Raw genomic sequence first — 19,995 nt, 5'->3', positions numbered from 1 at the left:
GGCTACGATGTCACGCTGAGGGAGGGTCTGATCATGGAGCGTGACCGATGACGCTGCCCGCCGACCAGATCTGGCGGGTCCGCCTCGGCGAGCTGCGGTTCCGCGTGTTCTCCGGCGCCCCGGTGGTCGACGTCGCCCCCGCGCGGTGGGGCCTCGACCCCGTGGCGGTCCGGCAGGCGGCGATGTCGCGGCGCTACCGCGAAATCCCGCCGGACCAGCCGGGTTTCCTGCGGTTCGAGTTCGTCCCCGGCCTCTTCCCGCGGCACTTCGACCGCGGCCCCGGCACGGACGCCGACCGGCGGCGGCTGGCCGGGCTGCTCGGCGGGCAGGAGCAGTTCTGGGCCAGTCTCCGGCGGCTGCGGCTGAGCCGCGCGGACGTCGGCGCGGTCGCGGCGGCCGCCGGGATGAGCGTGGTGGCCGAGGTCGCCGACCCCACCGACCGGCTCCTGCTGCTGCGCCGCGACGGCCTGCCGGACGAGGAGCTGCGCCCGCGCACGCACCAGGGGCTCAGCCTCGGCGCGGTCCAGGGCATCGTCGCGGTCGTCAGCGTCGTGGGAATCGGCGTGGGGACGTGGTTCGCGGCGAGTTCCGCGCAGAAGTGGCCGCTCCTGCTGCTCCCGGTCGGCCTGGCCGCCGCCGTCGGCGCCCAGTTCCTCGTGCGGGCGATCGCCGGCCGGTCGCGGCGGATGCCTTGGCTCGACGAGTCCTTCGACGGCGGCTCGCAGGTCGTGGTGGCTCCGCCGCCGTCGCTGTCCGCCGACCTCCACGGCGAAGTCGCCGCGCTCTACGGCTACTTCTTCGTCGGCCCGTACCACTCCGGCCGCAACAGCTCGAACATGCTCTTCGCGAAGTGCCGTCCGGGCCTGTTGTTCGGCAATCCGGCCCCGCTCCCGCCGCCGGTGTTCACCCCGCCCGCCGAGGAACCGGGCCGGGAGCAGTGGCTGCGCAACCACCTCGACGGCCGCGACGAGCTGTGGGTGAGCGTCCGGCACGCGAAGCTGTCGCCGCCCCGGATCATCGAAATCGCGGGCGGCGAAGGCCTCGTCCCCGCCGCGGAGTTCGCGGACGCCACCGACCGCGTCCTGCTGCTGCGCCGCCCGTCGGCCCCGCCGGTCCGCCGAAGGTTCCGGATGTCGTTCGCCGGGTTCCTCGCCCCGGCCACGTGGGTCGTGCTGTGCTTCGGCGGCAGCGCCCTGACGAGCGCGCTCACCGACGACCCGCGCATCTTCGCGATCGGCTTCGGCCTGACCGTGCCGGGCGTGCCCCCGCTGCTCTGGGTGCTCCGGGTCTTCCCCCGCTCGACGCGCGTCGGCTGGCTGGCCGGGGAGTTCAACGGCGGCAACAGCGTGACGTTCTTCTCCGGCCAGTTCGACGTCTCCCCGGAGCTGATCGGCCAGATCGCGCACTTCCACGGCTACTTCTTCGGCAGCCAGACCCGGACCAACGCCCAGGGCACGCTCGTCACCTACGTCAGAGGGCGATGACCAGGACCCCGGCCCACGCGATCACGACCCCGCCGGCCGCGCCGTAGGCGGCCCAGCGCAGGATCGGCGTCCGGCGGATCAGCCAGAGCGACGGCGTGATCCCGGCCGTCACGACGACCGTCGCCACGAGCGCCAGCCAGCCGCTGGTCTCGCGGGCCAGCGTCGTCGCCAGCGCCAGCATCGCGACGACGACCACGGCCGCGATGAACGCCGAGACGGTGAGCCCGGTCAGCCACGGCGTCGGCTCGCCGGGCGGCCCCGGCTCGCCGAGCACCGAGCGGACGAACCGGTGGCCGGGCTGTTCGGGGGTGCGCGGCGGCGGCTCGACGACGTTCTCCTCGCCGGTCACCGGGTCCACGAACCGCACGGTCGTGCCCATCACCGAGGCCAGCCTGCCCGCCAGCTGCCGCCCGCGCTGCGAGACGACCGCGCCCGCCTCCGCGCCGGATTCGGTGGCGACCGCGGACGCGACGCGCGCCCATTCGTGCAGCGCCTGCGCCAGGTCGGCGCCGATGGCGAGCTTGTGCGGGTCCACCTCGCGCGCGTGCTCCCCGCCGGGACCGGCCAGCACCGCGCGCTCATCGCGGATCCGCAGCTCCATGGGTCCCTCCGCACCGCACGAGAAGTCCGAGAACCGAACCTTAGTGGTCCCGCGCCAGTTCGTAGAAGGCCACGGCGGCGGCCGTGGCGATGTTGAGTGAGTCGACTCCCGCCGGCATGGGTATCCGGACCGCATGATCAGCCGCCGCGAGCGCCGTTTCGGTCAGCCCGGGACCTTCGGCGCCGAACAGCAAGGCCACCCGCCCGGGCGCGTACCGGCGCAGCTCGGGCAGCGGGACCGAGCCCGGCCGCGGCGTGCACGCGGCGACGGCGAACCCGCGCGCCCGCAGCTCGTCGAGCCCGCCGGGCCAGTCGGTCAGGTGCCCGAACGGCACGCGCAGCACGTGTCCCATCGAAACGCGGACGCTGCGCCGGTACAGCGGGTCCGAACAGCCGGGGCCGAGCAGCACGCCACCGACGCCGAGCGCGGCCGCGTTGCGGAAGAGCGCGCCGAGGTTTTCGTGGTCTCCCACCCCTTCCAGCACGGCGACCGTGCCGGCGTCGGCCACGACTTCGGAAACCGTGAGCGGCGCGGGCCGGCCGGCGACCGCGAGGATCCCGCGGTTCAGGTGGAAACCGACGATTTCCGCCATCGTCTCCGCGGACGTGACGTACTGGGGCAGATCGGTCCCGGCGAGCTCGTCCGCGAGTTCGGCGAACCGCCGTTCCACGCCCAGCAGCGCGCGAACCGGGTAGCGGGACGCCAGCAGCCGGGACACCACGACGGTGCCTTCGGCGATCACGAGTCCCTTGCCGCCCGGCCGGTCCGGGCGGCGGTCCGCAGTGGACAGGTCGCGGAAGTCGTCGACCCGCGGGTCGGCCCGGTCGTCGATGTGGATCACGCCCATGCGCACAGTCTGTCATCCGCTTGCCGGGCGCCTCGCTGGTCCGAACGTCCAGCCACCGGTGGTACGAACGGGTTCATTTTGCTGTCGGTTAACTCGTCGTGACGGAGAGCACCAGTTTGGCCGCTAGCCCGGGTGCATCGACTGTGTAACGGTTGTCCGCCGGGACCTGAAACACGTCCTAGTTCCACGCCGACGCAAAGCAGGGATGGTCATGGGGATGGACCTCGCGGCTCAACCGTTCAACACGCTCGACCGGGGACGGTACCGCCGCAAGGTGCAGCGTTGCCTGGACACGTTGGCCCGCATGCTCACCGACGGCAGTTTTTCCTTCCCCCGCAAGAACATCGGCCTCGAGGTGGAGCTGAACCTCGTCGACCGCGAACTGCGCCCGTCGATGACGAACACCGCCGTGCTCGAGGCGCTCGACGACCCGTCGTTCACCACGGAGCTGGGGCAGCACAACCTCGAGCTGAACGTGCCGCCGCGGCCGCTGGCCGGTGATTCCGCGCTCCAGCTGGAAGACGACCTCCGCGCGTACCTCGACACCGCCGCGTCGAAGGCCCGCGACACCGGCTCGACGCTGGCGATGATCGGCATCCTGCCGACGTTGAAGCACGAGCACTTCGACCAGAAGTGGCTCACCAACAAAGCCCGCTACGCCACGCTGAACGACCAGATCTTCGCCGCGCGCGGGGAACGCACGGTGCTGGCGATGGAAGGCTCGCCGCTGCCGGGGCAGCAGCCGGAACGCCTGCGCAGCTACGCGGAATCGATCCTGCCGGAGGCGGCCTGCACGAGTGTGCAGCTACACCTGCAGGTCGCGCCCGAGGAGTTCGCCGCGCACTGGAACGCGGCGCAGTGCCTGGCGGGCCCGCAGATCGCGCTCGCCACGAACTCGCCGTTCCTGTTGGGGAAGGCGTTGTGGCACGAGACGCGCATCCCGTTGTTCCTGCAGGCGACCGACACCCGGCCGGAAGAGCTGAAGAACCAGGGCGTGCGGCCGCGCGTGTGGTTCGGCGAACGCTGGATCACGTCGATCTTCGACCTGTTCGAGGAGAACGTCCGCTACTTCCCCGGCCTGCTCCCGGAAACCGATGCCGAGGACCCGATCGAAGCGCTCGACGCGGGGCAGGCGCCGAAGCTCACCGAACTGCGCATGCACAACGGGACGATCTGGCGCTGGAACCGGCCGGTGTACGACGTCGTCGACGGCCTGCCGCACCTGCGCGTGGAGAACCGCGTGCTGCCGGCCGGGCCGACGGTCGTGGACACGGTGGCGAACGCGGCGTTCTTCTACGGCGCCCAGCGCGCGCTCGCCGAGGCGGAACGCCCGGTGTGGAGCCAGATGTCCTTCCAGGCGGCGGAAGAGAACCTCTACGCGGGCGCGCGCCGCGGCTTCGAGGCGCAGCTGTACTGGCCGGGCATCGGCTGGATCCCGCCGGACGAGCTGGCGCTGCGCGTGCTGCTCCCGCTCGCGCACGAAGGGCTGCGCCGCTCCGACGTTTCGGACGAAGCACGCGAGCGCTACCTCGGGATCATCGAGCGGCGGTGTCTCGCGCGGCGGACCGGGGCGACCTGGCAGCGCGACTACGTCGTGCGCGCGCAGGAACGCGGGATGGACCGGGAAGCGGCGCTGACCCGGATGCTGGGGCGCTACCTGGAGCTGTCGGAGTCGGGCGAGCCGGTGCACACCTGGCAGCTGAGCGACTGACCGCTAACCTGGGTCGATGCCGAAGATTCTCGGTGAGTCCCTGGAGGCGCACCGGCGCGAAGTGCGCACGCGGGTCTTCGACGTCCTGCGCGCCCAGCTCTACGAACGCGGCTTCGACGCGATCACGCTCGCCGGTGTCGCGTCGGCGGCCGGGGTGGGCCGGACCGCGCTGTACAACCACTTCCCGGACAAGGAAAGCCTGCTCGTCGCCTTCGTCGAGGACGAGGCCGCCCGGTACGTCACGCGGCTGACCGAGGCCGTCGAGGCCCAGGCCGACCCGGCCGACCAGCTCGCCACGTTCGTCCGGCTGCAGCTGCGCGTGCTGGCCGAGTACCACATGCCGCCGGGCACGGCGCTCGCGTCGGCGCTGGCCCCCGCGGCGTACCGGCGGATCAGCGCGCACGCCGACCCGATCACCGACCGGCTGCGCGCGATCCTCGCCGGCGGCGTCGACCTGGGGCGCTGGCCCGCCGAAGACCCGGACGTCCTGATCCCGATGATCACCGCCGCGCTGGGCAACCGGACGCTGGTCGAGGTGCCGCCGGAGCGGCTGGACGACGTCGTCGAGGCCGCCGTCCGGTTCGTGCTCCGGGCGGTCGGGGCGTCGATTTAGGGTAGCCTAAGCCGGGATTGTGCCCTACGATCTTTCTGACAGCGTGTCAGATCGATCGCCGGGAGGCCTGCCCATGTCGGTGACCACGGACGCTCGCCCGTTCTCGGCGACCCTGCGCGCGTCGACGCTCGAGGTGCACGAGAAGGCGAACTACTCCGAGTACATGCGCGCGCTGCTCGGCAGCGAACTGTCGCAGGACGGCTACACCCAGCTGGCGATCCAGTACTACTTCATCTACGGCGCGATCGAGGCGGCCAGCGACGCGATGGCGGGTCACCCGGTCGGGGGCGAGTTCGTCTTCGACGAGCTGCGGCGCCTGCCGAACCTCGAGCGCGACCTCGCCCACCTGGTCGGCCCGGACTGGCGCTCGACGATCTCGCCGCTCGCGTCGACCCAGGCGTACGTCTCGCGGATCCGGGAGGCGTCGACGTGGGCGGGCGGGTACGTGGCCCACCACTACACGCGCTACCTCGGCGACATCGCGGGCGGCCAGGTCATCCGGCGCACGCTGGAGAAGAACTACGACGTCGCCGAGGCGGGCGCGCTGTTCTACCACTTCGACGAGATCGGCAGCGCGCCCCGCTTCCGCGATCAGTACCGCGCGAAGCTGGACAACGCGCCGTGGGACGAAGCCGAGCGCGCGCGGGTGATCGACGAGACGGTCGTGGCGTTCGAGTGCAACGTCGCCGTCTTCGACGAGCTGGCGACCCGGCTCGACGAATTCCGTGCCTGATCTCACAGCCCGTTGACCTCCAGTTAAGTCCAAGTTGCAGTCTCGGTTTCGGGTGGTGCACCTCTTGGGTACGCCACTCACGGACCGCCGTCCCACGTTGTGATGGCCACATGCCCCCGCTCGCCGCGGAAGGGCGTGTGCTACTAGGTTCGTAACCGGAAACTTGTGTCGAAGACAGAAGGAGGGCCAATGGCCCGCTACGAGCTGCCCGATCTCGACTACGACTACGGTGCCCTCGCGCCGCACATCTCCGGCGAGATCAACGAGCTGCACCACAGCAAGCACCACGCGACCTACGTCAAGGGCGCGAACGACACGCTCGAGAAGCTCGAAGCCGCCCGCGAAGCGAACGACTTCGGCTCGATCGTCGGCCTGGAGACCACGCTGGCCTTCAACCTGGCCGGCCACGCCAACCACGTCGTGTGGTGGAAGATCCTGTCGCCGGAAGGTGGCGACAAGCCGACCGGCGAGCTGGCCGCGGCGATCGACGAGGCGTTCGGCTCCTTCGACAAGTTCAAGGCGCAGTTCACCGCCGTCTCCACCACGATCCAGGGCAACGGCTGGGGCGCGCTCTCCTGGGACCCGATCGGCAAGACGCTGATCACCCAGCAGCTGCGCGACCACCACAACAACCTGATCCTGCCGACCGTGCCGATCCTGCTGGTCGACGTCTGGGAGCACGCGTTCTACCTGGACTACAAGAACGTGAAGCCGGACTACGTCAAGGCTCTGTGGAACATCTTCAACTGGGCCGAGATCTCCAAGCGGTTCGACAACGCCGTCGCGGGCGGCAACGGCCTGCTGCTCGGCTGAGTCTTCCCTCGTCAACGGGGCTCTTCCGCCGGGAAGGGCCCCGTTTTCGTCGCCGGGTGAAAAACCCTTGACCTCGAGTGCGGTCGAGGTGTTTGGGTGGACGGCATGGACATCGACGCGTACCTGGACCGCCTCGGCGTCGCCCGCCCCGCGGCGCCCGACCTCGCGACGCTGCGCCACCTGCAGGAACGCCACCTCGCCGCGGTCCCGTTCGAGAACTTGAGCGTCCACCTCGGCGAGCACGTCGTGCTGGCGGAGGACGAGCTCTTCGAGAAGATCGTGCGCCGCAGACGCGGCGGCTTCTGCTACGAGCTGAACGGCCTGTTCGCGGCCCTCCTGCGCGAGCTGGGCTACGAAGCCTCGTTGCACGCGGCGCAGGTGTTCCGCCCGGACGGCACGCTCGGCCCGCCCCTCGACCACGCGGCGATCGTCGTGACCTTGGACGAGCCGTGGCTGGTCGACGTCGGGTTCGGCCGGTTCGCCGAGCACCCGCTGCGCCTGTCCGGCGTGGACACCCAGCTCGGCGAGTTCCTCCTGCTGGACGCACCCCACGGCGACATCGACGTCCTGATGGACGGCAAGCCGCAGTACCGCCTGGAGCGCCGTCCCCGCCCGCTGGCCGACTTCGCGCCGATGGCGTGGTGGCAGTCGACGTCCCCGGAGTCGCACTTCACGCGGTCGCTGACGTGCTCCCGGCCGACGTCCCAGGGCCGGGTGACGCTGTCGGGCGACAAGCTGATCGAGACGGTGGAGGGGGTCCGCCACGAGGTCGTGCTGCCCAGCCCGGAGGCGATCCGCGCGGCGTACCGCGTGTACTTCGGGATGGCGCTGACGAAGCTGCCTACTCCGCCGGGTGAGAGTCCCTTGACGAGCGGAGCGCTCAGCCCGACACTGCCGTGAGCCCGGCATGAACGAAGCCCCGGCCTGGGGTTCCCAGTGCCGGGGCTCCGTCCGTTCCCGAACTGACTGCCGCTCCCACCACGAAGCGGACACGTATGAGGTTAGCCTAACCTCATCTCTACGGGCAAGGGGTCCACTGCAGAGACTCGGATCTCACTCCTTCGGGTGACTTCAGGTGTGCGGAACCCCGGATTTTGTCGGTGCGTGCCGATACGGTCACAGCGTGAACATGAGGGGGACGCACCAACCGAGGAAAGACCACACGGTCCTGATCGCGCTGTCGGTCCTGGCGGCGGTGACGCTGGTCGTCGGCGCGACCTGGTTCCTGACGCGCGACACACCGGAGTCGAAGGCGGCACCGCTCAAGCTGCCGACGCAGTGGCCGACCTCCGGCGGCGAGCTGGTCCGGCAGGTCCCGATGCCGACGGGCGAGCTGGCAGTGGCGCTCCCGACCCGCACGGCGGGTCACGTGCTGTGCGGCGCGGTCCCGGAGCCGACGTGGGCGGCGGTGCTGGGCGGTCCGGTGCTGCGGGAGGTCGACAAGGCCGGGAACTGCCACGTCGTCTCGGCGAACCTCGAGGTGTCGGCGAAGCAGTGGGCGGAACCGGTGCCGATGCAGGGCACGGAGCCCGAGCAGGTGGCGGTCGCGGGCCGCCAGGCCACGCTGGGCCGGTTCGGCGGGAACGGCTTCGGCGAGATCCTCTCGGTGAGGCTCAGCTCGTCGACGGAGAAGTGGGTGCGCCCGGTCCTCCAGCTGATCGTGAACCGGGTACCGCAGGACCGGGGCGAGCACGACCTGCGCGGCATGGTCTTGTCGTTGGCGGAGAAGATGATCGGCGCGATCACCACACCGGGCCCGAAGCTGCCGGCGGACGGCGAGTCCCGTGAGATGACCCCGATCCCGGGCTCCGGCATCACGGACGCGGCGTACCCGCTGATCACGTGGCAGCTGTGCACCCAGCTGTCCCGGGTGCTGAACGTCCCGCTCGACCAGGTGAAGCCGGGCCCGTTCGGCTCGTGCGAGCGGGAGAGCGACCTGTCGGTGGTCAAGCTGGTGTACGACGACGAGAGCGAGGAGGACTATTTCCCGGACCGCGTAGCGGGACGTCCGGCGAGGGAGAGGACAAGCGACTCGACGGTGGTGGTCCAGCTCCTCGACGACTCCCGGCAGACGCTGGAGATCAGCTGGTTCGACGCCACCAAGCCGGACGGCGCCTTGCGCGAGCTGGCGGAGAAGGTGGTGCCACCGCTGCTGGGCCGCTGAGTCCCGGCAGGCTTTTGCCGGACCGGACCGAGTCCGGCGGTGGCCACGCCGGGTTGCAGCAGATCGAGCCCGACCACGCCTGCCCGCGCCGGAGTGCGCCGGGGTGGGCTGACCACGCGCCCGCCTGCACCGAAGTGCGCTGGGGTGTGCGCGGTGGAGCCTGACCACGCCTGCCGACGGCAGGTCGAGCCGACCACACCCGCCCGCGCCGGAGTGCGCCAGGTCGAGCCCGACCACTCCCACCCACGCCAGGTCGAGCCCGGCCGGGCCGCGCCCGCGCCGGAGTGCGCCGGAGTGCGCCGGGCCGAGCCTGACCACGCCCGCCCACGCCAGGTCGAGCCGACCACCCCACCCCGCGCCAAACCCAGCCACACCAGCCCGCGCGGCGCGCACCTACCGGCCCGCAGCAGCGGCGCCACCCACCACCGGTCCCCTCGTGACGGCTCACCCCGCAGGGCGCGCCGTTCGTTGTCGCGCACTCGCGGCTCGTAATGGGCGAAGAAGATCTTCCCCACGAGATCGCGTCGGCTGTGCACGCCGGTCTTCTCGAAGACGTTCTTCATGTGGTTCTGCACGGTCAGCGGCGAGACCACGAGCGCGGTGGCGATCTCGGCGGTGGAAGCGCCGGTGAGCACCAGCTTGACGACGTCGCGTTCGCGCGCCGTCAGCCCGTACGCCGACATCAGCAGCGGGTAGATGCGGGCCGGGTGCGCGGGCTCGATGATGACGGCGACCCGCTGCCGGTCCTCGCCATCGAGGGGCGCGCCGTGCAGCAGGATCCACGTGCCGTCGGTGGCGAGGACCCGCGCGAAGGCCACCGTCGTCCGCCTGCCGTCCTGCAGGGCCTGGGCCGCCACCGCCAGGACCGACGAGGGCAGCCGCCCCGTGTCGGGGTCGCCGTCGGGCAGCCGGGCCAGCCACCGCTCCGCACCCGGGGTGGTGGACCGGACCTGCCAGGAACCGTCGATCACCACCAGTCCGGGCGCGTCCGGGACCTCGGGGTCCGTCGCCTCGCCGAGCGTGATCGCCCGGCGGGCCCCCTCGGCCAGGTGCGGGCCGATCGCCCGGACGAACTCCTTGTCGTCGCCGAACATGGGCGCGCCCGGCGCGCGGTAGAGCCCGAGCGCGCCCCACGCCTCCCCTTGCCGCGTGCGCAGGCGGGCGATCAGCTCTTGGTCCCCGCCCATCGACATGTTGAACCGCCAGCGCGGGCTGCCGCTCGGGTCGCCGCCGCTCGCTTCGTGGATCGTCGACAGGCCGGCTTCCGAGCGCACGACGTCACGAGCTTGTGGACGTCCTCGCCGTAGTACTCCTGCGCGAAGACCTCGGCGGGCAGCTCGTCGAGACCCTCGTGGAATGGCTGGTGATCAGCAGCGACGCGGGGTCGACGGTGAAGTAGCACGGCGCCCAGTAGTGCGGCACGACCGTGGCGATGACCTCCGTGCACGACCGCCAGAACGTCACCAGATCGGTCGGCGTCCCGGCCAGCGAGGCGATCTTGTCGACCGCCCGCGCCCGCGCTTCGGCCCGCATCCGGTCAGTCTAGGTCGGCCACCGCCGGCCGGACATGACCGATTTCTGGCATGGGCAGCCCCGGCAGAGCGGCCTAGCGTCCCGGTGACGACGACGGTGGGAGGCCAGGATGAAACTCGCGGTTTTCGGAGGCGCTGGACTGGCGGGGACGGCGACCGTCCGGCTGGCGCTGGAACGCGGTCACCACGTCCGTGCCCTGGTGCGGGGCCCGGGCACCCTCGAGGGAGCGGAGGTGGTCCGCGGCGACGCGCTCGATCCGGACGCCGTGGCGGCGACGGTGGCGGGCGCCGACGCGGTCGTGTCGTCCTTGGGCGGCTACCGGGGTCCGGGCAGCATCGACGCGGGGACGCGGACCATCGCGGCGGCCATGCGGGCCGGCGGCCCGGACCGGCTCGTGGTGCTCCAGGGTTTCCACATCGACTTCCCCGGCGACCCGCACAACCCCGGCCGTCGCCTGGTGGAAGCGTTCCTCTCGGTGCGGTGCCGCCCGTTGCTGGGCCACGGCCAGGCGCTCGGCGAGCTGCTCCGGCAGACGAGCGATCTGTCGTGGACGCTCGTGCGGGTCCCGTTGATCGCCGACGGGCCGGCCTCGGGCTGGGCGCGGCTCGGCGTGTTCGCCCTCGGACCGTGGAGTTCCGTCCGGGTGGGCGACGTCGCCGAGACCCTCGTCCGGCTGGCGGAGGACGGCACCCGGGTCCGCGAGGCGCCGATGCTGTACACGCCCCGAAGAGGCCGCTAGACCTTCGCCCGCTTCAGCACCCGGAGCCCGAACCCGCGCTGCACCGGCCACGAAACGCCACCCCGCCGAATGAGCACCACGGCGCACACAACGGCGGCCACGGCCGAAACCGCCCCACCGATGTAGAAGGGAGACCGCCCACCGAAAGCGTCCGCCATCCACCCGACCATCGGCCCGCCGATCGGGTTCCCGCCGATGAGCACGAGCACGTACAGCCCCATCACGCGCCCGCGCATCTCGGGACTGACCGACGTCTGCACGAGCGCGTTGGCCGTGTTGAGGAACGTCATCGTGGCGAAACCCAGCGGGATCAGCCCCAGCCCGAACGTCAGGTACGTCGGCATGAAGGCGGTGATCAGCTCGAACACGCCCAGGAAGAACGCGGACACCAGCATCAGCCGGACCCGCGGCCGCCCCTTGGTGCCCCGGCGGGCGGACATCACCGCGCCCGTGAAGGTGCCCACCGCGACCAGCGTCGACAGCAGCCCGTAGCCGTCGGCCGCGGTGTGGAAGACGTTCGCCGCCACGATCGGCAGCGAACTGAAGTACGTGATGCCGAACGTGCTCACGAACAGCACCAGGACCATCACCGTCATCAGGTCGGACCGGCGCCGGACGTACCTCAGCCCCTCGGCCAGCTGGCCCTTCTCGCGCGGGACCGCCGCGACGCGGAACAGCTTGTCCGGGTTCATCATCACCAGGCCGATGACCACCGCGACCGTGCTCACCGCGTTCGCGATGAACAGCCAGCCCGTGCCGATCCAGGTGATCGCGAACCCCGCGATCGCCGGGCCGACGATGCGCGCCATGTTGAAGATCGACGAGTTGAGCGCGACCGCGTTCGTCACCTGGTCGCGGCCCACCATCTCGGCGACGAACGACTGGCGTGTCGGGACTTCGAGCGCGGCCGTCACGCCGAGGGTGAAGCACAGGACGTACACGTGCCACAGCGCGGCGATCCCGCTCAGGTCGAGCACGCCGAGGACGACCGCCTGCACGCAGGCCGCCACCTGGATCCAGGTCAGCAGCCGCCGCTTGTCGACGCGGTCGGCGAGGACGCCGGCCCACAGCGAGAGGAACAGCGTCGGCGCGAACTGCAACGCCACCGCGATCCCGAGCGCGATCGGGTTGTTGCCGCTGAGGGTGAACACCAGCCAGTCCTGGGCGATGCGCTGCATCCAGGTGCCGATGTTCGAGATGACCTGGCCGGTGAAGAACAGCCGGTAGTTGCGCACGCGCAAGGAGGCGAACATGCTGCGGCGCTTGGACGGCGGCGAAGCGGACGGCGGTGGGGCCGTATCCCGGGTAGCAGTGGTCTGGATCGAACGCTTCGTATCGCTACCCGTGGCCGTCACCGTGGTTAGTTCCCCGCCATCCTGTCGATGATTTCGGCGGCTTTGGAGAGCACTTCACGCTCTTCGTCGCCGAGTTCCGCCAATTGCCGGTCCAGCCACGCCTCCCGGACGGAGATCGCCTTGCGCACGTACGCGAGCCCGCTCTCGGAGAAGCTCGACGATGGCTTGCCTGCCATCGGTCGGGTGCGGGCGCCGCTCGACGAACTTCATCTCCTCGAGCGCGGCGATCACCCTCGTCATCGAAGGTGGCTGGACGCCTTCCTTCGCGGCGAGCTGACCCGGGGTCAGCGCACCGCACTTGTGCAGGGTGGACAGAGCGGCGACCTGCGTCAGCGTGAGGTCGTCCCCGACGCGCTGTGCCCGGAGCCGGCGGTTGAGCCGGACCACCGCGAGACGCAGACGGCTCGCCAAGGAGCGCTCGTGCGTGTCGCCGGACATATAGTTAGCATACCTTACGAATCTGCCGTCGATCGGGTGATCTCCACCGCAACCCGCGCGCACCCCCGGACGTCCTCTCCCCGGACGAATGGGGGAAGCGTGCACAAGAAGCTGGTGGGCTCGGCCGTGGTCGGCGCGGTCGTGCTCGGCGTCGTGGTGGTCCAGGTCCTGCCCTCCGGGGGTGACACCCCGCCGCCGGCCGCTCCGGCGCCGACCGGCATCCAGGTCGGCCACCTGCAGGTCTACCGGTCCCCGGACGCCGCCGACGGGCGCGGCTGGGACTTCGAGATCCCGGTCCCGGACTGGCCGGCGACGCAGGACGGCGAGCGCGCCACCCGCACCGACCCGACCGGGCGGCTGGTGTTGACGACCGACCGGATCCCGCTCGCCCAGGAGGATCCGGTCAGCGGCCTGGGCGCCCTGGAGCGCACGACCGGCCACGAGCCCGGCTACCACCTCACGTCGGTCGCAGAGCACGCCGCGGTCGGCGCCTGCGACGCCGCCGAGTGGGACTACACCTACCAGCGCGACGGCGTCGCGCGGCAGGTGAGCCTGGTCGGCGTGGGCATCGGGGACACCATGGTCACCATCGCCTACGACGCGCCCGCGGCGGACTTCGCCGCGAACCGGTCGGTCCTCGACCGCGCCCTCGAGGTCAGCGACGCGGGCTGATCACTTGAACGCCGCCTGGATCGGCCCGACCGCGAAGTAGGCCACGAACGCCAGCGCGATCACCCACATCAGCGGGTGCACCTGGCGGGCCTTGCCGGTCGCGGCGCGGATCACGACGTAGCTGACGAAGCCGGCGCCGATGCCGTTGGCGATCGAGTAGGTGAACGGCATGACGACGATGGTCAGGAACGCGGGCAGCGCGATCGAGTAGTCGGTCCAGTCGATGTCGCGGACCTGCGCCATCAGCATCGCGCCGACGACGACCAGGGCCGGCGCGGCCGCCTCGACCGGCACGACCTGGTAGAGCGGGGTCAGGAACATCGCGGCGAGGAACAGCACGCCGGTGACGATGTTCGCGAGGCCCGTCCGCGCGCCCTCGGCGATGCCCGACGCCGACTCGACGAACACGGTGTTCGAGCTGGCGGAGCCGAAGCCGCCGGCCGCGCCCGCGAGGCCCTCGACGAACAGCGCCTTGCCGACGTTGGGCAGCTGGCCGTCCTTCGGCAGCAGGTCGGCCTCCTTGGCGAGGCCGGTCATGGTGCCCATGGCGTCGAAGAAGTCGGCCAGGACCAGCGTGAACACCAGCAGGCAGACGGTGATGATCGGCAGCCGCGTCCAGGCGCCGAACGAGACGTCGCCGACCAGGGAGAGGTTCGGCAGGCCGAGCACCTGGTCCGGCAGGGCCGGGTAGCCGAGGTTCCAGCCGAGCGGGTTGGTGCCCTTCGACGGCCCGGCCTTGACGATCGCCTCGACGACGATGGCCAGCACCGTCGACGCGAGCACGCCGATCAGGATCGCGCCCTTGACCTTCCGCACGACGAGGATGCCGGTGACCAGCAGGCCGACGACGAAGACCGCGGTCGGCCAAGAGGCGATCGAGCCGTTGATGCCGAGGCCCACCGGGACGGTGGTGTGCGCGGCGTCCGGCAGCCGGCGCACGAACCCGGCGTCGACCAGGCCGATCAGGCAGATGAACACGCCGATGCCGACGGCGATCGCCGACTTCAGCGCCGCGGGCACGGCCCGGAACACCGCGGTGCGGAACCCGGTGAGCACGAGCAGCACGATGATCACGCCCTCGATGACGACCAGGCCCATCGCCTCCGGCCAGGTCATCTGCGGGGCGATGGTGACCGCGACCAGGCTGTTGATGCCCAGGCCGGTGGCGATGGCGAACGGGTAGTTCGCGATCAGGCCCATGAGGATGGTCAGCACGCCGGCGACGAGCGCGGTCACCGCGGCGACCTGCGGCACCGGCAGGATGCCGCCGAGGACGTCCTTGTGCGCACCGGCGTCGTCGGCGGAGAAGCTGCCGATGATCAGCGGGTTCAGCACCACGATGTAGGCCATCGTGACGAAGGTGACCAGGCCGCCGCGCAGCTCGCGCGACACCGTCGAACCCCGCTCGGTGATCTTGAAGAACCGGTCCAGTGTGGACGTCCCGGTGCGGGTCGTCTCCTGCTCCGCCATTCGCCTGCCCATTCTGTCGCTGCTGCGGAGTACCCTGCACCTCGTGAGCGAACCGATCAATCCACCGGAGGTTACGGGCTCGTTGCGGCACACGCCGGAGCTGCCCAAGAGGCTGACCGACCTGACGCCGGTGGTGATCGTAGGCACCTCGATCTGGGCTGTCGCGCTGGTGGTGCTCTTCTTCACGACTTCGGGGCTGTGGGTGCAGACGGCGCTGTCCGGGTTCGTGCTCGGGTTCATCGGGATGGCGATCATCCTGTGGCAGCGCGCCGCCGCCCGCCGCGGCTCGAAATCGGCTCAGCGGCTCTAAGCGAGCAGCGTCCGCGGCGACGGGTCGTCGAGCAGCGCGGTGATGAGGTGCCGATCGGGCCAGCGCCCGGCGGCCCAGGCGAAGGCGCGGGCGAGTCCTTCGGAGCTGTCGGCCGCGTGCAGCCGGTCATCGGACCACCACGCGACGTCGTGTTCGGCGCCCTCGACCGCGACGGTCAACGGGTCGTGCACCAGCACGCCACCGTCGGGCAGCCGGATGCCGAGCAGGTCCGCGACGAGCTTCAGCGCGGGCAGTTCGGCCCAGGGCGCGTACTCGCCTTCGCTGGTCACCTCGGCACGGAGGGTGCTCGCCAACGGCAGGTCGAGCAGGGCCGCCAGCTGGTCCGGCTCGTCGGGCTCGACGACGTACTGGCTCGGCTCGAGGGCCCCGGCAACCCACGGCACGTCGAGGACGACGGCGTCGTCCACAACGGACCCGTCCGCGACCCGTACGGCGGCGGGCGGGCGAGGCTCCACTCCGGACTCGACGACGGCGGCATAGGCACGCGTGACCAGACCCGGCGTGATCGCGCGGGCCGGGTCGGCGAGCCGCTCGAGGAGGTCTTCGGCCTCCTCCACAGTGGACACCGTGAGGTCGGTGCGAACACCGGCTGTCCGGAGAAGTTCTTCACCGAGCCCGAGATCGGGAACCTCGTCGTAGAGCCCGGCGAGGTCGGCGTCCGGCATGCGCCACTCGTTCGGCGCGGCCCCGTCGAGCACGGCGTACTGCGCGATCCACCAGGCGGCGTGCCCCTGGGGCGTGCGCAGGGCGTGCCAGGTTTCGGGGCGCCCGGCGAGCAGGCGCAGGGCGGCGGGCCAGGCGTTATCGGCGACGAGATCGAGGTCCCGGACGGCGACGAGCGTCGACGGCGGTTCCGGCAGGGAGTCCCACCAGGCTTCCTCGTCGGGCAGGTCGTGGTCGGGTTCGTGCGGTTCGTCGTCGACGACCAGGGCGAAGGAGTCGAGCACCCCGGCGGCCTGGAGCGTGCTTGGCGGCCAATCCTCGGCGAAGTCTTCGTCGAGGACATCGAGCGCGCCGTCTTCCTCGAAGACCTCTTCGTCGAAGATGTCCAGCAGCGGCGAGGACGGGAGGACGAGTTCGTCGGCCCGGCGCCAGGAGTCGGTGGCGGGCAGGGCGAGCGCGCCGACCCAGCGCGGGGCGTCGTCCCCGCAGTCGGCGATCAGCCGCAGCACGGCACCGGCGAGGGTGGTGCCGTCCAATCCGGACCGGACGTCCTCGACGCTGCGCTCGACGGCGTCGCGAAGCTGGTCGGCGTTGAGCAGTTCACGGGCGTCGGCATGCTTGGCGCCGAGGCGTTCCAAGAGCGGGTGCGACGCGGCCGGGTGCACCAGCCTGAGGCCCGGGATGTCCACATCGGACAGGAGTTCGAGGAGTTCCGCCGAGCCTTCGACGAGAAGACAGCCACGAGCACCGGGAAGCGTGCGGCCATCCGATAGAGGGACGGGCAGTCCGTCCAACCTGGACGGTTCGAGATCGTGCGACTCGACGGCTTTCGCCAAGGCCGCGTAGACGTCCCGCCACCATTTCGGGTCGCGACTGGCCCCGGTAAGCGTTTCCAAGACCTCTTCGATGCCGATCACCTGGACCGAAACGGCTTTCAGCACCTGCGCGGGGGCCGCGCCTTTGATCAGCCCGGGAACGACGTCGACCAGGAGAGCGGGAAGTCCGGGAACGTCGACGTCGAGCACCTTCGCCTGACGTCCGGACACTTCGGAGCCGTCCTGAGTGGACAGCCAGGGTTCTTTACTCAGGTTGGCCAGAACTTCGTCGCGGAGTTTGGCGTCCACTGTGGACTTCGGAAAGCCGGGTGTGGGCACGAGTGCGAATCGCTGTTCCGACGGCAGCAGCCTCAGCAGCTGAACGTACTCGGTGGCGGCGTTCTCGAGCGCCTTCGTCAGCTCGGGCCCGGGGAGAGCGCGCCGACGCGACGGTTCGACGGGAACGGCCGCAAGAAGCCGGGCGGGCAGCGAAAGTCCGTCGTCGGTCGGGGTCGGAGCGTGCAGGACGTCTTCACTGAGGGGTCGCGGCGTGCCATCGGCATCGACGGGGACGGCCCACACGACGTCGCCACGATGGGTGAGCCAGCGGGTTTCCCTTTCCGCGCCCCGAATCTGGACGATGTCGCCGTGGGTTTCGCGAGTCCAAACGCGACCGTCGACGTCGACCTCGGCGAGCCAGGGCAGGGCGAGGAGGAGGTCGCCGATGTCGGCGGCGAGTTCGTCGAGGAGCTTCCGGCCATCGACGTCGTCGCGAAGCGGAAGCCGGACTTCGGTGTCGAACCCGGCCGGGACGTCGGCGGGAACGGGCCACGGGAGGCGCAGGACGGGAACGTCGCCATCGGTGCTGACGGCTGCCCGCGTGCGCTCGGCGGAGAAGGCGACCCCACCGGTGACGGAGACGACGAGTGGCTCGTCGGTAACGGTCCGCACGGCGGCGAACCCCACCCCGAAGCGGCCGACGGTATCGCCGGTTTTGCCGGACGCCCGCAGGGAAGCGAGCGAGGCGACGCCGCGCGCGTCGAGGGGAGCACCGGTGTTGGCGAACCGGAGTTCCCGGTCCACAAGGGACACCCGAACCCGCCCGGGAACCCCGGCGGCCATGGCGGCATCGGCGGCGTTCTGCGCGAGCTCCGACGAAGAGCCGGTCCCGATAGGCACCGACGCGGAGATCGCGCTCGACGTTGGTGTCCTCGGTGAGGCGGGTGGGCGAGTCCTGCCACGAGCGCAGGGTCGCGTCACGAAGCCGCGCGGTGCCGAAGGGATCGGCGCTGAGAGGCTCAGGCGTCGCGTTGGTCACGGGTGTCTTCGGTGTCGACCTGAGCCTGCGCCTCGTCGGCGGCGGGGGTCTGCAGGTCCGCGCCCTCGGTGGTGGTCACGTCGGCCTGGGAGGGCTCGGCTTCCGCGGGCTCCTGGGCTTCGGCCGCTTCCGGTTCAGCCGCTGCGGTCTCGGGCACCTCGGCCGCCTCGGGCTCGGCAACCGCATCGGTGACCTCGGCCTGGGTCGGCTCTGCCTCGGCAGGCTCGGGAACCTCAGCCTCGACCGGCGCGGACCCCTGCGGCTCGGCCGGGGATGCCGCGGGCTCGGCCGCCGCGGGCTGCTCCGCCGCGACGGGCTCGGCAGCTGCCGCGTGCTCGATCTCGGGGACCGTGGCTCCGGTGTGCTCGGCAGCCGCAGCGTTCTCCGGCTCCGCCTCGGGCGCGATCGGCTCAGCGAGCACCTCGGTCGTAACCGGCTCGGCGACCTCTGCCGTTTCGGGGGCAACCGGCTGGAGCGGCGCCGCAGGCTCGGCCGCCTCAGGTGCGACCGGCTCGGCAGGCGCCTCAGCCGCGATCGGCTCCGCGGGTGCCTCTTCGGCAACGGGCTCCGCGACCTCCGCAGCAGCCTCCGCCTCGACCGGCTCCGCAACCGCCTCAGTCACCGCAGCCTCGACCGGCTCGGCAGCCTCGGGCGCGATCGGCTCGGCAGGCGGCTCAGTCGCTTCCACCGCCACCGGCTCGGCAACCTCCGCAGCCTCCGCTTCGACCGGCTCGGCAGCCTCAGCCGCAACCTCGGCGAACTCGGGCGCACCCACCGCCGCGGCCTCGTCCGTCTCCCCGGCCTGAGCCGCAAGCTCCGGCTCCACCTCAGCCGGTCCCAGGTCCGCCTCCGCGACCCCGGTCTCCCCTTCAGCGGCCGCGGTCTCGACAACCTCCGACCCCGGCGTGAAGTCCAGCAGCGAATCGTCGTAAACCAGCTCAGCCACCGGAACCGACGAAGTCACCTCAACCTCGACCTCGGAGTGCGCCCCGCACCCGTACTCCACGTCCACAACGTGCCCGTCCGCGGGCGCGATGTCGTTGCTGCACACCCCGAACACCCCGCGCAACGACCCAGCCAACGGCACGAAGAACCCGCAAGTCCCGCACACGTCCGGCGCGCTCCGGGCCATGTCGGACCGGGGGCCGAACTCGCCCGCGTGCCAGCGGGACGCCGCCTCCGTTCGGCCGAAACGGGACAGCACGTGCACCCGGCCCAAGCCCGCCTCGTGCGCTACTTCCTCCACCGCCGGGTCGTCCGACTGCAGGTACGCCGGGGCCAGGCGGGGGTCGTTCTCGTCCGTCGGGAAGATGTCGCCGACTCCGAGGTCGCCCGCTCGGACTCGGCGCTCCCACGGCACCCACGCCGGGGCCACCAGGGCCGACGGGCCCGGGACCAGGACCACCTCGCTGACCGTCACCGGCTCGTCCTCGCCCGCCAGTGCCACCGTCACCGACCAGCGCCAGCCCTTGTAGCCCGGGACCTGGGCCTCGAACAGGTGACTCGCCGTGACCGCGTCCTCGCGGGTGGCACCCACGTGGGCGCCGATCTGCTCCTCGGGCGCGTCCTCCAGCACCGCGGCTCGCGCGAACTCCACCGCGTCGGCGAGTTTGCGCTGCACGGAACCGTCGTCCAGGGTCAGCAGCAGCGTCATGCGGCCAATTGTGCCGCACGCCTCCCCGGCGCCCGTGCCAG

The 19,995-nt window shown here is 71.3% G+C and carries 16 protein-coding genes and 2 pseudogenes; 9 read left to right on the top strand and 9 right to left on the bottom strand.

The annotated features are described in order from the left end of the window. Nucleotides 1-47 precede the first annotated feature (47 nt). On the top strand, nucleotides 48-1,484 hold the full coding sequence (locus tag QP939_RS18590; RefSeq protein WP_285458042.1) for a hypothetical protein: 1,437 nt from the start codon (nucleotides 48-50) through the stop codon (nucleotides 1,482-1,484). Here the strand turns inward: QP939_RS18590 and QP939_RS18585 are convergent. Together QP939_RS18585 and QP939_RS18580 are read right to left on the bottom strand one after the other, a co-directional pair. Further along, entirely contained in the window at nucleotides 1,471-2,085 is a 615-nt protein-coding gene (locus QP939_RS18585; RefSeq protein WP_285458041.1) for a DUF2537 domain-containing protein, read from the bottom strand. The two genes, QP939_RS18590 and QP939_RS18585, sit on opposite strands and share 14 nt — an antisense overlap. Nucleotides 2,086-2,125: 40 nt before the next feature. Continuing rightward, nucleotides 2,126-2,932 (bottom strand): TrmH family RNA methyltransferase, encoded by an 807-nt coding sequence (locus QP939_RS18580; protein ID WP_285458040.1) that lies wholly within the window; start codon nucleotides 2,930-2,932, stop codon nucleotides 2,126-2,128. Nucleotides 2,933-3,143: 211 nt separating this feature from the next. Between QP939_RS18580 and QP939_RS18575 the strand changes: the two genes are divergently transcribed. From QP939_RS18575 to QP939_RS18555, 5 genes are all read left to right on the top strand, one after another. Beyond that, complete coding sequence (locus QP939_RS18575) at nucleotides 3,144-4,643, top strand: glutamate-cysteine ligase family protein (RefSeq protein WP_285458038.1); 1,500 nt, start codon at nucleotides 3,144-3,146, stop codon at nucleotides 4,641-4,643. 16 nt (nucleotides 4,644-4,659) lie between these two features. Beyond that, nucleotides 4,660-5,256 carry a TetR/AcrR family transcriptional regulator gene (locus QP939_RS18570; RefSeq protein ID WP_285458037.1) on the top strand — a complete coding sequence of 199 codons (597 nt, stop codon included), beginning with the start codon at nucleotides 4,660-4,662 and terminating at the stop codon, nucleotides 5,254-5,256. Between the two features lie 73 nt (nucleotides 5,257-5,329). Continuing rightward, the gene (locus tag QP939_RS18565; protein WP_285458036.1) at nucleotides 5,330-5,989 is read left to right on the top strand and encodes a biliverdin-producing heme oxygenase; all 660 of its coding nucleotides are present in this window, start codon (nucleotides 5,330-5,332) and stop codon (nucleotides 5,987-5,989) included. Between the two features lie 189 nt (nucleotides 5,990-6,178). Continuing rightward, on the top strand, nucleotides 6,179-6,802 hold the full coding sequence (locus QP939_RS18560; RefSeq protein WP_072476063.1) for a superoxide dismutase: 624 nt from the start codon (nucleotides 6,179-6,181) through the stop codon (nucleotides 6,800-6,802). Between the two features lie 105 nt (nucleotides 6,803-6,907). Beyond that, nucleotides 6,908-7,702 carry an arylamine N-acetyltransferase family protein gene (locus QP939_RS18555; RefSeq protein WP_285459782.1) on the top strand — a complete coding sequence of 265 codons (795 nt, stop codon included), beginning with the start codon at nucleotides 6,908-6,910 and terminating at the stop codon, nucleotides 7,700-7,702. 1,080 nt (nucleotides 7,703-8,782) lie between these two features. Here the strand turns inward: QP939_RS18555 and QP939_RS18550 are convergent. Both QP939_RS18550 and QP939_RS18545 read right to left on the bottom strand, forming a co-directional pair. Next, nucleotides 8,783-10,240: a helix-turn-helix transcriptional regulator gene (locus tag QP939_RS18550; protein WP_285458035.1), complete on the bottom strand. Its 1,458-nt coding sequence runs from the start codon at nucleotides 10,238-10,240 to the stop codon at nucleotides 8,783-8,785. A 4-nt stretch (nucleotides 10,241-10,244) separates the two neighbouring features. Beyond that, on the bottom strand, nucleotides 10,245-10,499 hold the full coding sequence (locus tag QP939_RS18545) for a hypothetical protein (RefSeq protein WP_285458034.1): 255 nt from the start codon (nucleotides 10,497-10,499) through the stop codon (nucleotides 10,245-10,247). Nucleotides 10,500-10,608: 109 nt separating this feature from the next. Between QP939_RS18545 and QP939_RS18540 the strand changes: the two genes are divergently transcribed. Continuing rightward, nucleotides 10,609-11,238, top strand: a complete 630-nt coding sequence (locus tag QP939_RS18540; RefSeq protein WP_285458033.1) for an NAD(P)-dependent oxidoreductase — start codon at nucleotides 10,609-10,611, stop codon at nucleotides 11,236-11,238. Here QP939_RS18540 and QP939_RS18535 read toward each other — a convergent pair. Together QP939_RS18535 and QP939_RS18530 are read right to left on the bottom strand one after the other, a co-directional pair. Continuing rightward, nucleotides 11,235-12,491 (bottom strand): MFS transporter, encoded by a 1,257-nt coding sequence (locus QP939_RS18535; RefSeq protein ID WP_285458032.1) that lies wholly within the window; start codon nucleotides 12,489-12,491, stop codon nucleotides 11,235-11,237. The genes QP939_RS18540 and QP939_RS18535 overlap by 4 nt on opposite strands. A gap of 107 nt (nucleotides 12,492-12,598) precedes the next feature. Then, nucleotides 12,599-13,031: pseudogene (locus tag QP939_RS18530) on the bottom strand (MarR family winged helix-turn-helix transcriptional regulator). Nucleotides 13,032-13,130: 99 nt separating this feature from the next. Between QP939_RS18530 and QP939_RS18525 the strand changes: the two are divergent. Beyond that, on the top strand, nucleotides 13,131-13,703 hold the full coding sequence (locus QP939_RS18525) for a hypothetical protein (protein ID WP_285458031.1): 573 nt from the start codon (nucleotides 13,131-13,133) through the stop codon (nucleotides 13,701-13,703). Here the strand turns inward: QP939_RS18525 and QP939_RS18520 are convergent, their stop codons facing one another. After that, on the bottom strand, nucleotides 13,704-15,173 hold the full coding sequence (locus QP939_RS18520) for an NCS2 family permease (RefSeq protein WP_285458030.1): 1,470 nt from the start codon (nucleotides 15,171-15,173) through the stop codon (nucleotides 13,704-13,706). Nucleotides 15,174-15,255: 82 nt separating this feature from the next. On the opposite strand from QP939_RS18520, the gene QP939_RS18515 reads away from it, so the two are divergent. Then, complete coding sequence (locus QP939_RS18515) at nucleotides 15,256-15,483, top strand: DUF2530 domain-containing protein (protein WP_285459781.1); 228 nt, start codon at nucleotides 15,256-15,258, stop codon at nucleotides 15,481-15,483. Here the strand turns inward: QP939_RS18515 and QP939_RS18510 are convergent. Further along, nucleotides 15,480-18,300, bottom strand: a pseudogene (locus QP939_RS18510) (sacsin N-terminal ATP-binding-like domain-containing protein). The gene QP939_RS18515 and the pseudogene QP939_RS18510 sit on opposite strands and share 4 nt — an antisense overlap. Continuing rightward, nucleotides 18,281-19,954, bottom strand: a complete 1,674-nt coding sequence (locus tag QP939_RS52205; RefSeq protein WP_434219652.1) for a DUF3027 domain-containing protein — start codon at nucleotides 19,952-19,954, stop codon at nucleotides 18,281-18,283. The pseudogene QP939_RS18510 and the gene QP939_RS52205 overlap by 20 nt, the downstream one beginning before the upstream one ends. Nucleotides 19,955-19,995 lie beyond the last annotated feature (41 nt).

The organism is Amycolatopsis nalaikhensis (genome assembly GCF_030264295.1).
In the GTDB taxonomy this organism is placed as follows: Bacteria; Actinomycetota; Actinomycetes; order Mycobacteriales; family Pseudonocardiaceae; genus Amycolatopsis; species Amycolatopsis nalaikhensis.
Note: the sequence above shows the minus strand (reverse complement) of the source record. Positions and strands in the feature narration are given on the sequence as shown.

What these genes read in the sequence shown, in the direction of transcription:
- QP939_RS18590 (WP_285458042.1), top strand. Translation starts at nt 48, where the DNA reads ATGACGCTGCCCGCCGACCAGATCTGGCGGGTCCGCCTCGGCGAGCTG.
- QP939_RS18585 (WP_285458041.1), bottom strand. Translation starts at nt 2,085, where the DNA reads ATGGAGCTGCGGATCCGCGATGAGCGCGCGGTGCTGGCCGGTCCCGGC.
- QP939_RS18580 (WP_285458040.1), bottom strand. Translation starts at nt 2,932, where the DNA reads ATGGGCGTGATCCACATCGACGACCGGGCCGACCCGCGGGTCGACGAC.
- QP939_RS18575 (WP_285458038.1), top strand. Translation starts at nt 3,144, where the DNA reads ATGGGGATGGACCTCGCGGCTCAACCGTTCAACACGCTCGACCGGGGA.
- QP939_RS18570 (WP_285458037.1), top strand. Translation starts at nt 4,660, where the DNA reads ATGCCGAAGATTCTCGGTGAGTCCCTGGAGGCGCACCGGCGCGAAGTG.
- QP939_RS18565 (WP_285458036.1), top strand. Translation starts at nt 5,330, where the DNA reads ATGTCGGTGACCACGGACGCTCGCCCGTTCTCGGCGACCCTGCGCGCG.
- QP939_RS18560 (WP_072476063.1), top strand. Translation starts at nt 6,179, where the DNA reads ATGGCCCGCTACGAGCTGCCCGATCTCGACTACGACTACGGTGCCCTC.
- QP939_RS18555 (WP_285459782.1), top strand. Translation starts at nt 6,908, where the DNA reads ATGGACATCGACGCGTACCTGGACCGCCTCGGCGTCGCCCGCCCCGCG.
- QP939_RS18545 (WP_285458034.1), bottom strand. Translation starts at nt 10,499, where the DNA reads ATGCGGGCCGAAGCGCGGGCGCGGGCGGTCGACAAGATCGCCTCGCTG.
- QP939_RS18540 (WP_285458033.1), top strand. Translation starts at nt 10,609, where the DNA reads ATGAAACTCGCGGTTTTCGGAGGCGCTGGACTGGCGGGGACGGCGACC.
- QP939_RS18535 (WP_285458032.1), bottom strand. Translation starts at nt 12,491, where the DNA reads ATGTTCGCCTCCTTGCGCGTGCGCAACTACCGGCTGTTCTTCACCGGC.
- QP939_RS18520 (WP_285458030.1), bottom strand. Translation starts at nt 15,173, where the DNA reads ATGGCGGAGCAGGAGACGACCCGCACCGGGACGTCCACACTGGACCGG.
- QP939_RS52205 (WP_434219652.1), bottom strand. Translation starts at nt 19,954, where the DNA reads ATGACGCTGCTGCTGACCCTGGACGACGGTTCCGTGCAGCGCAAACTC.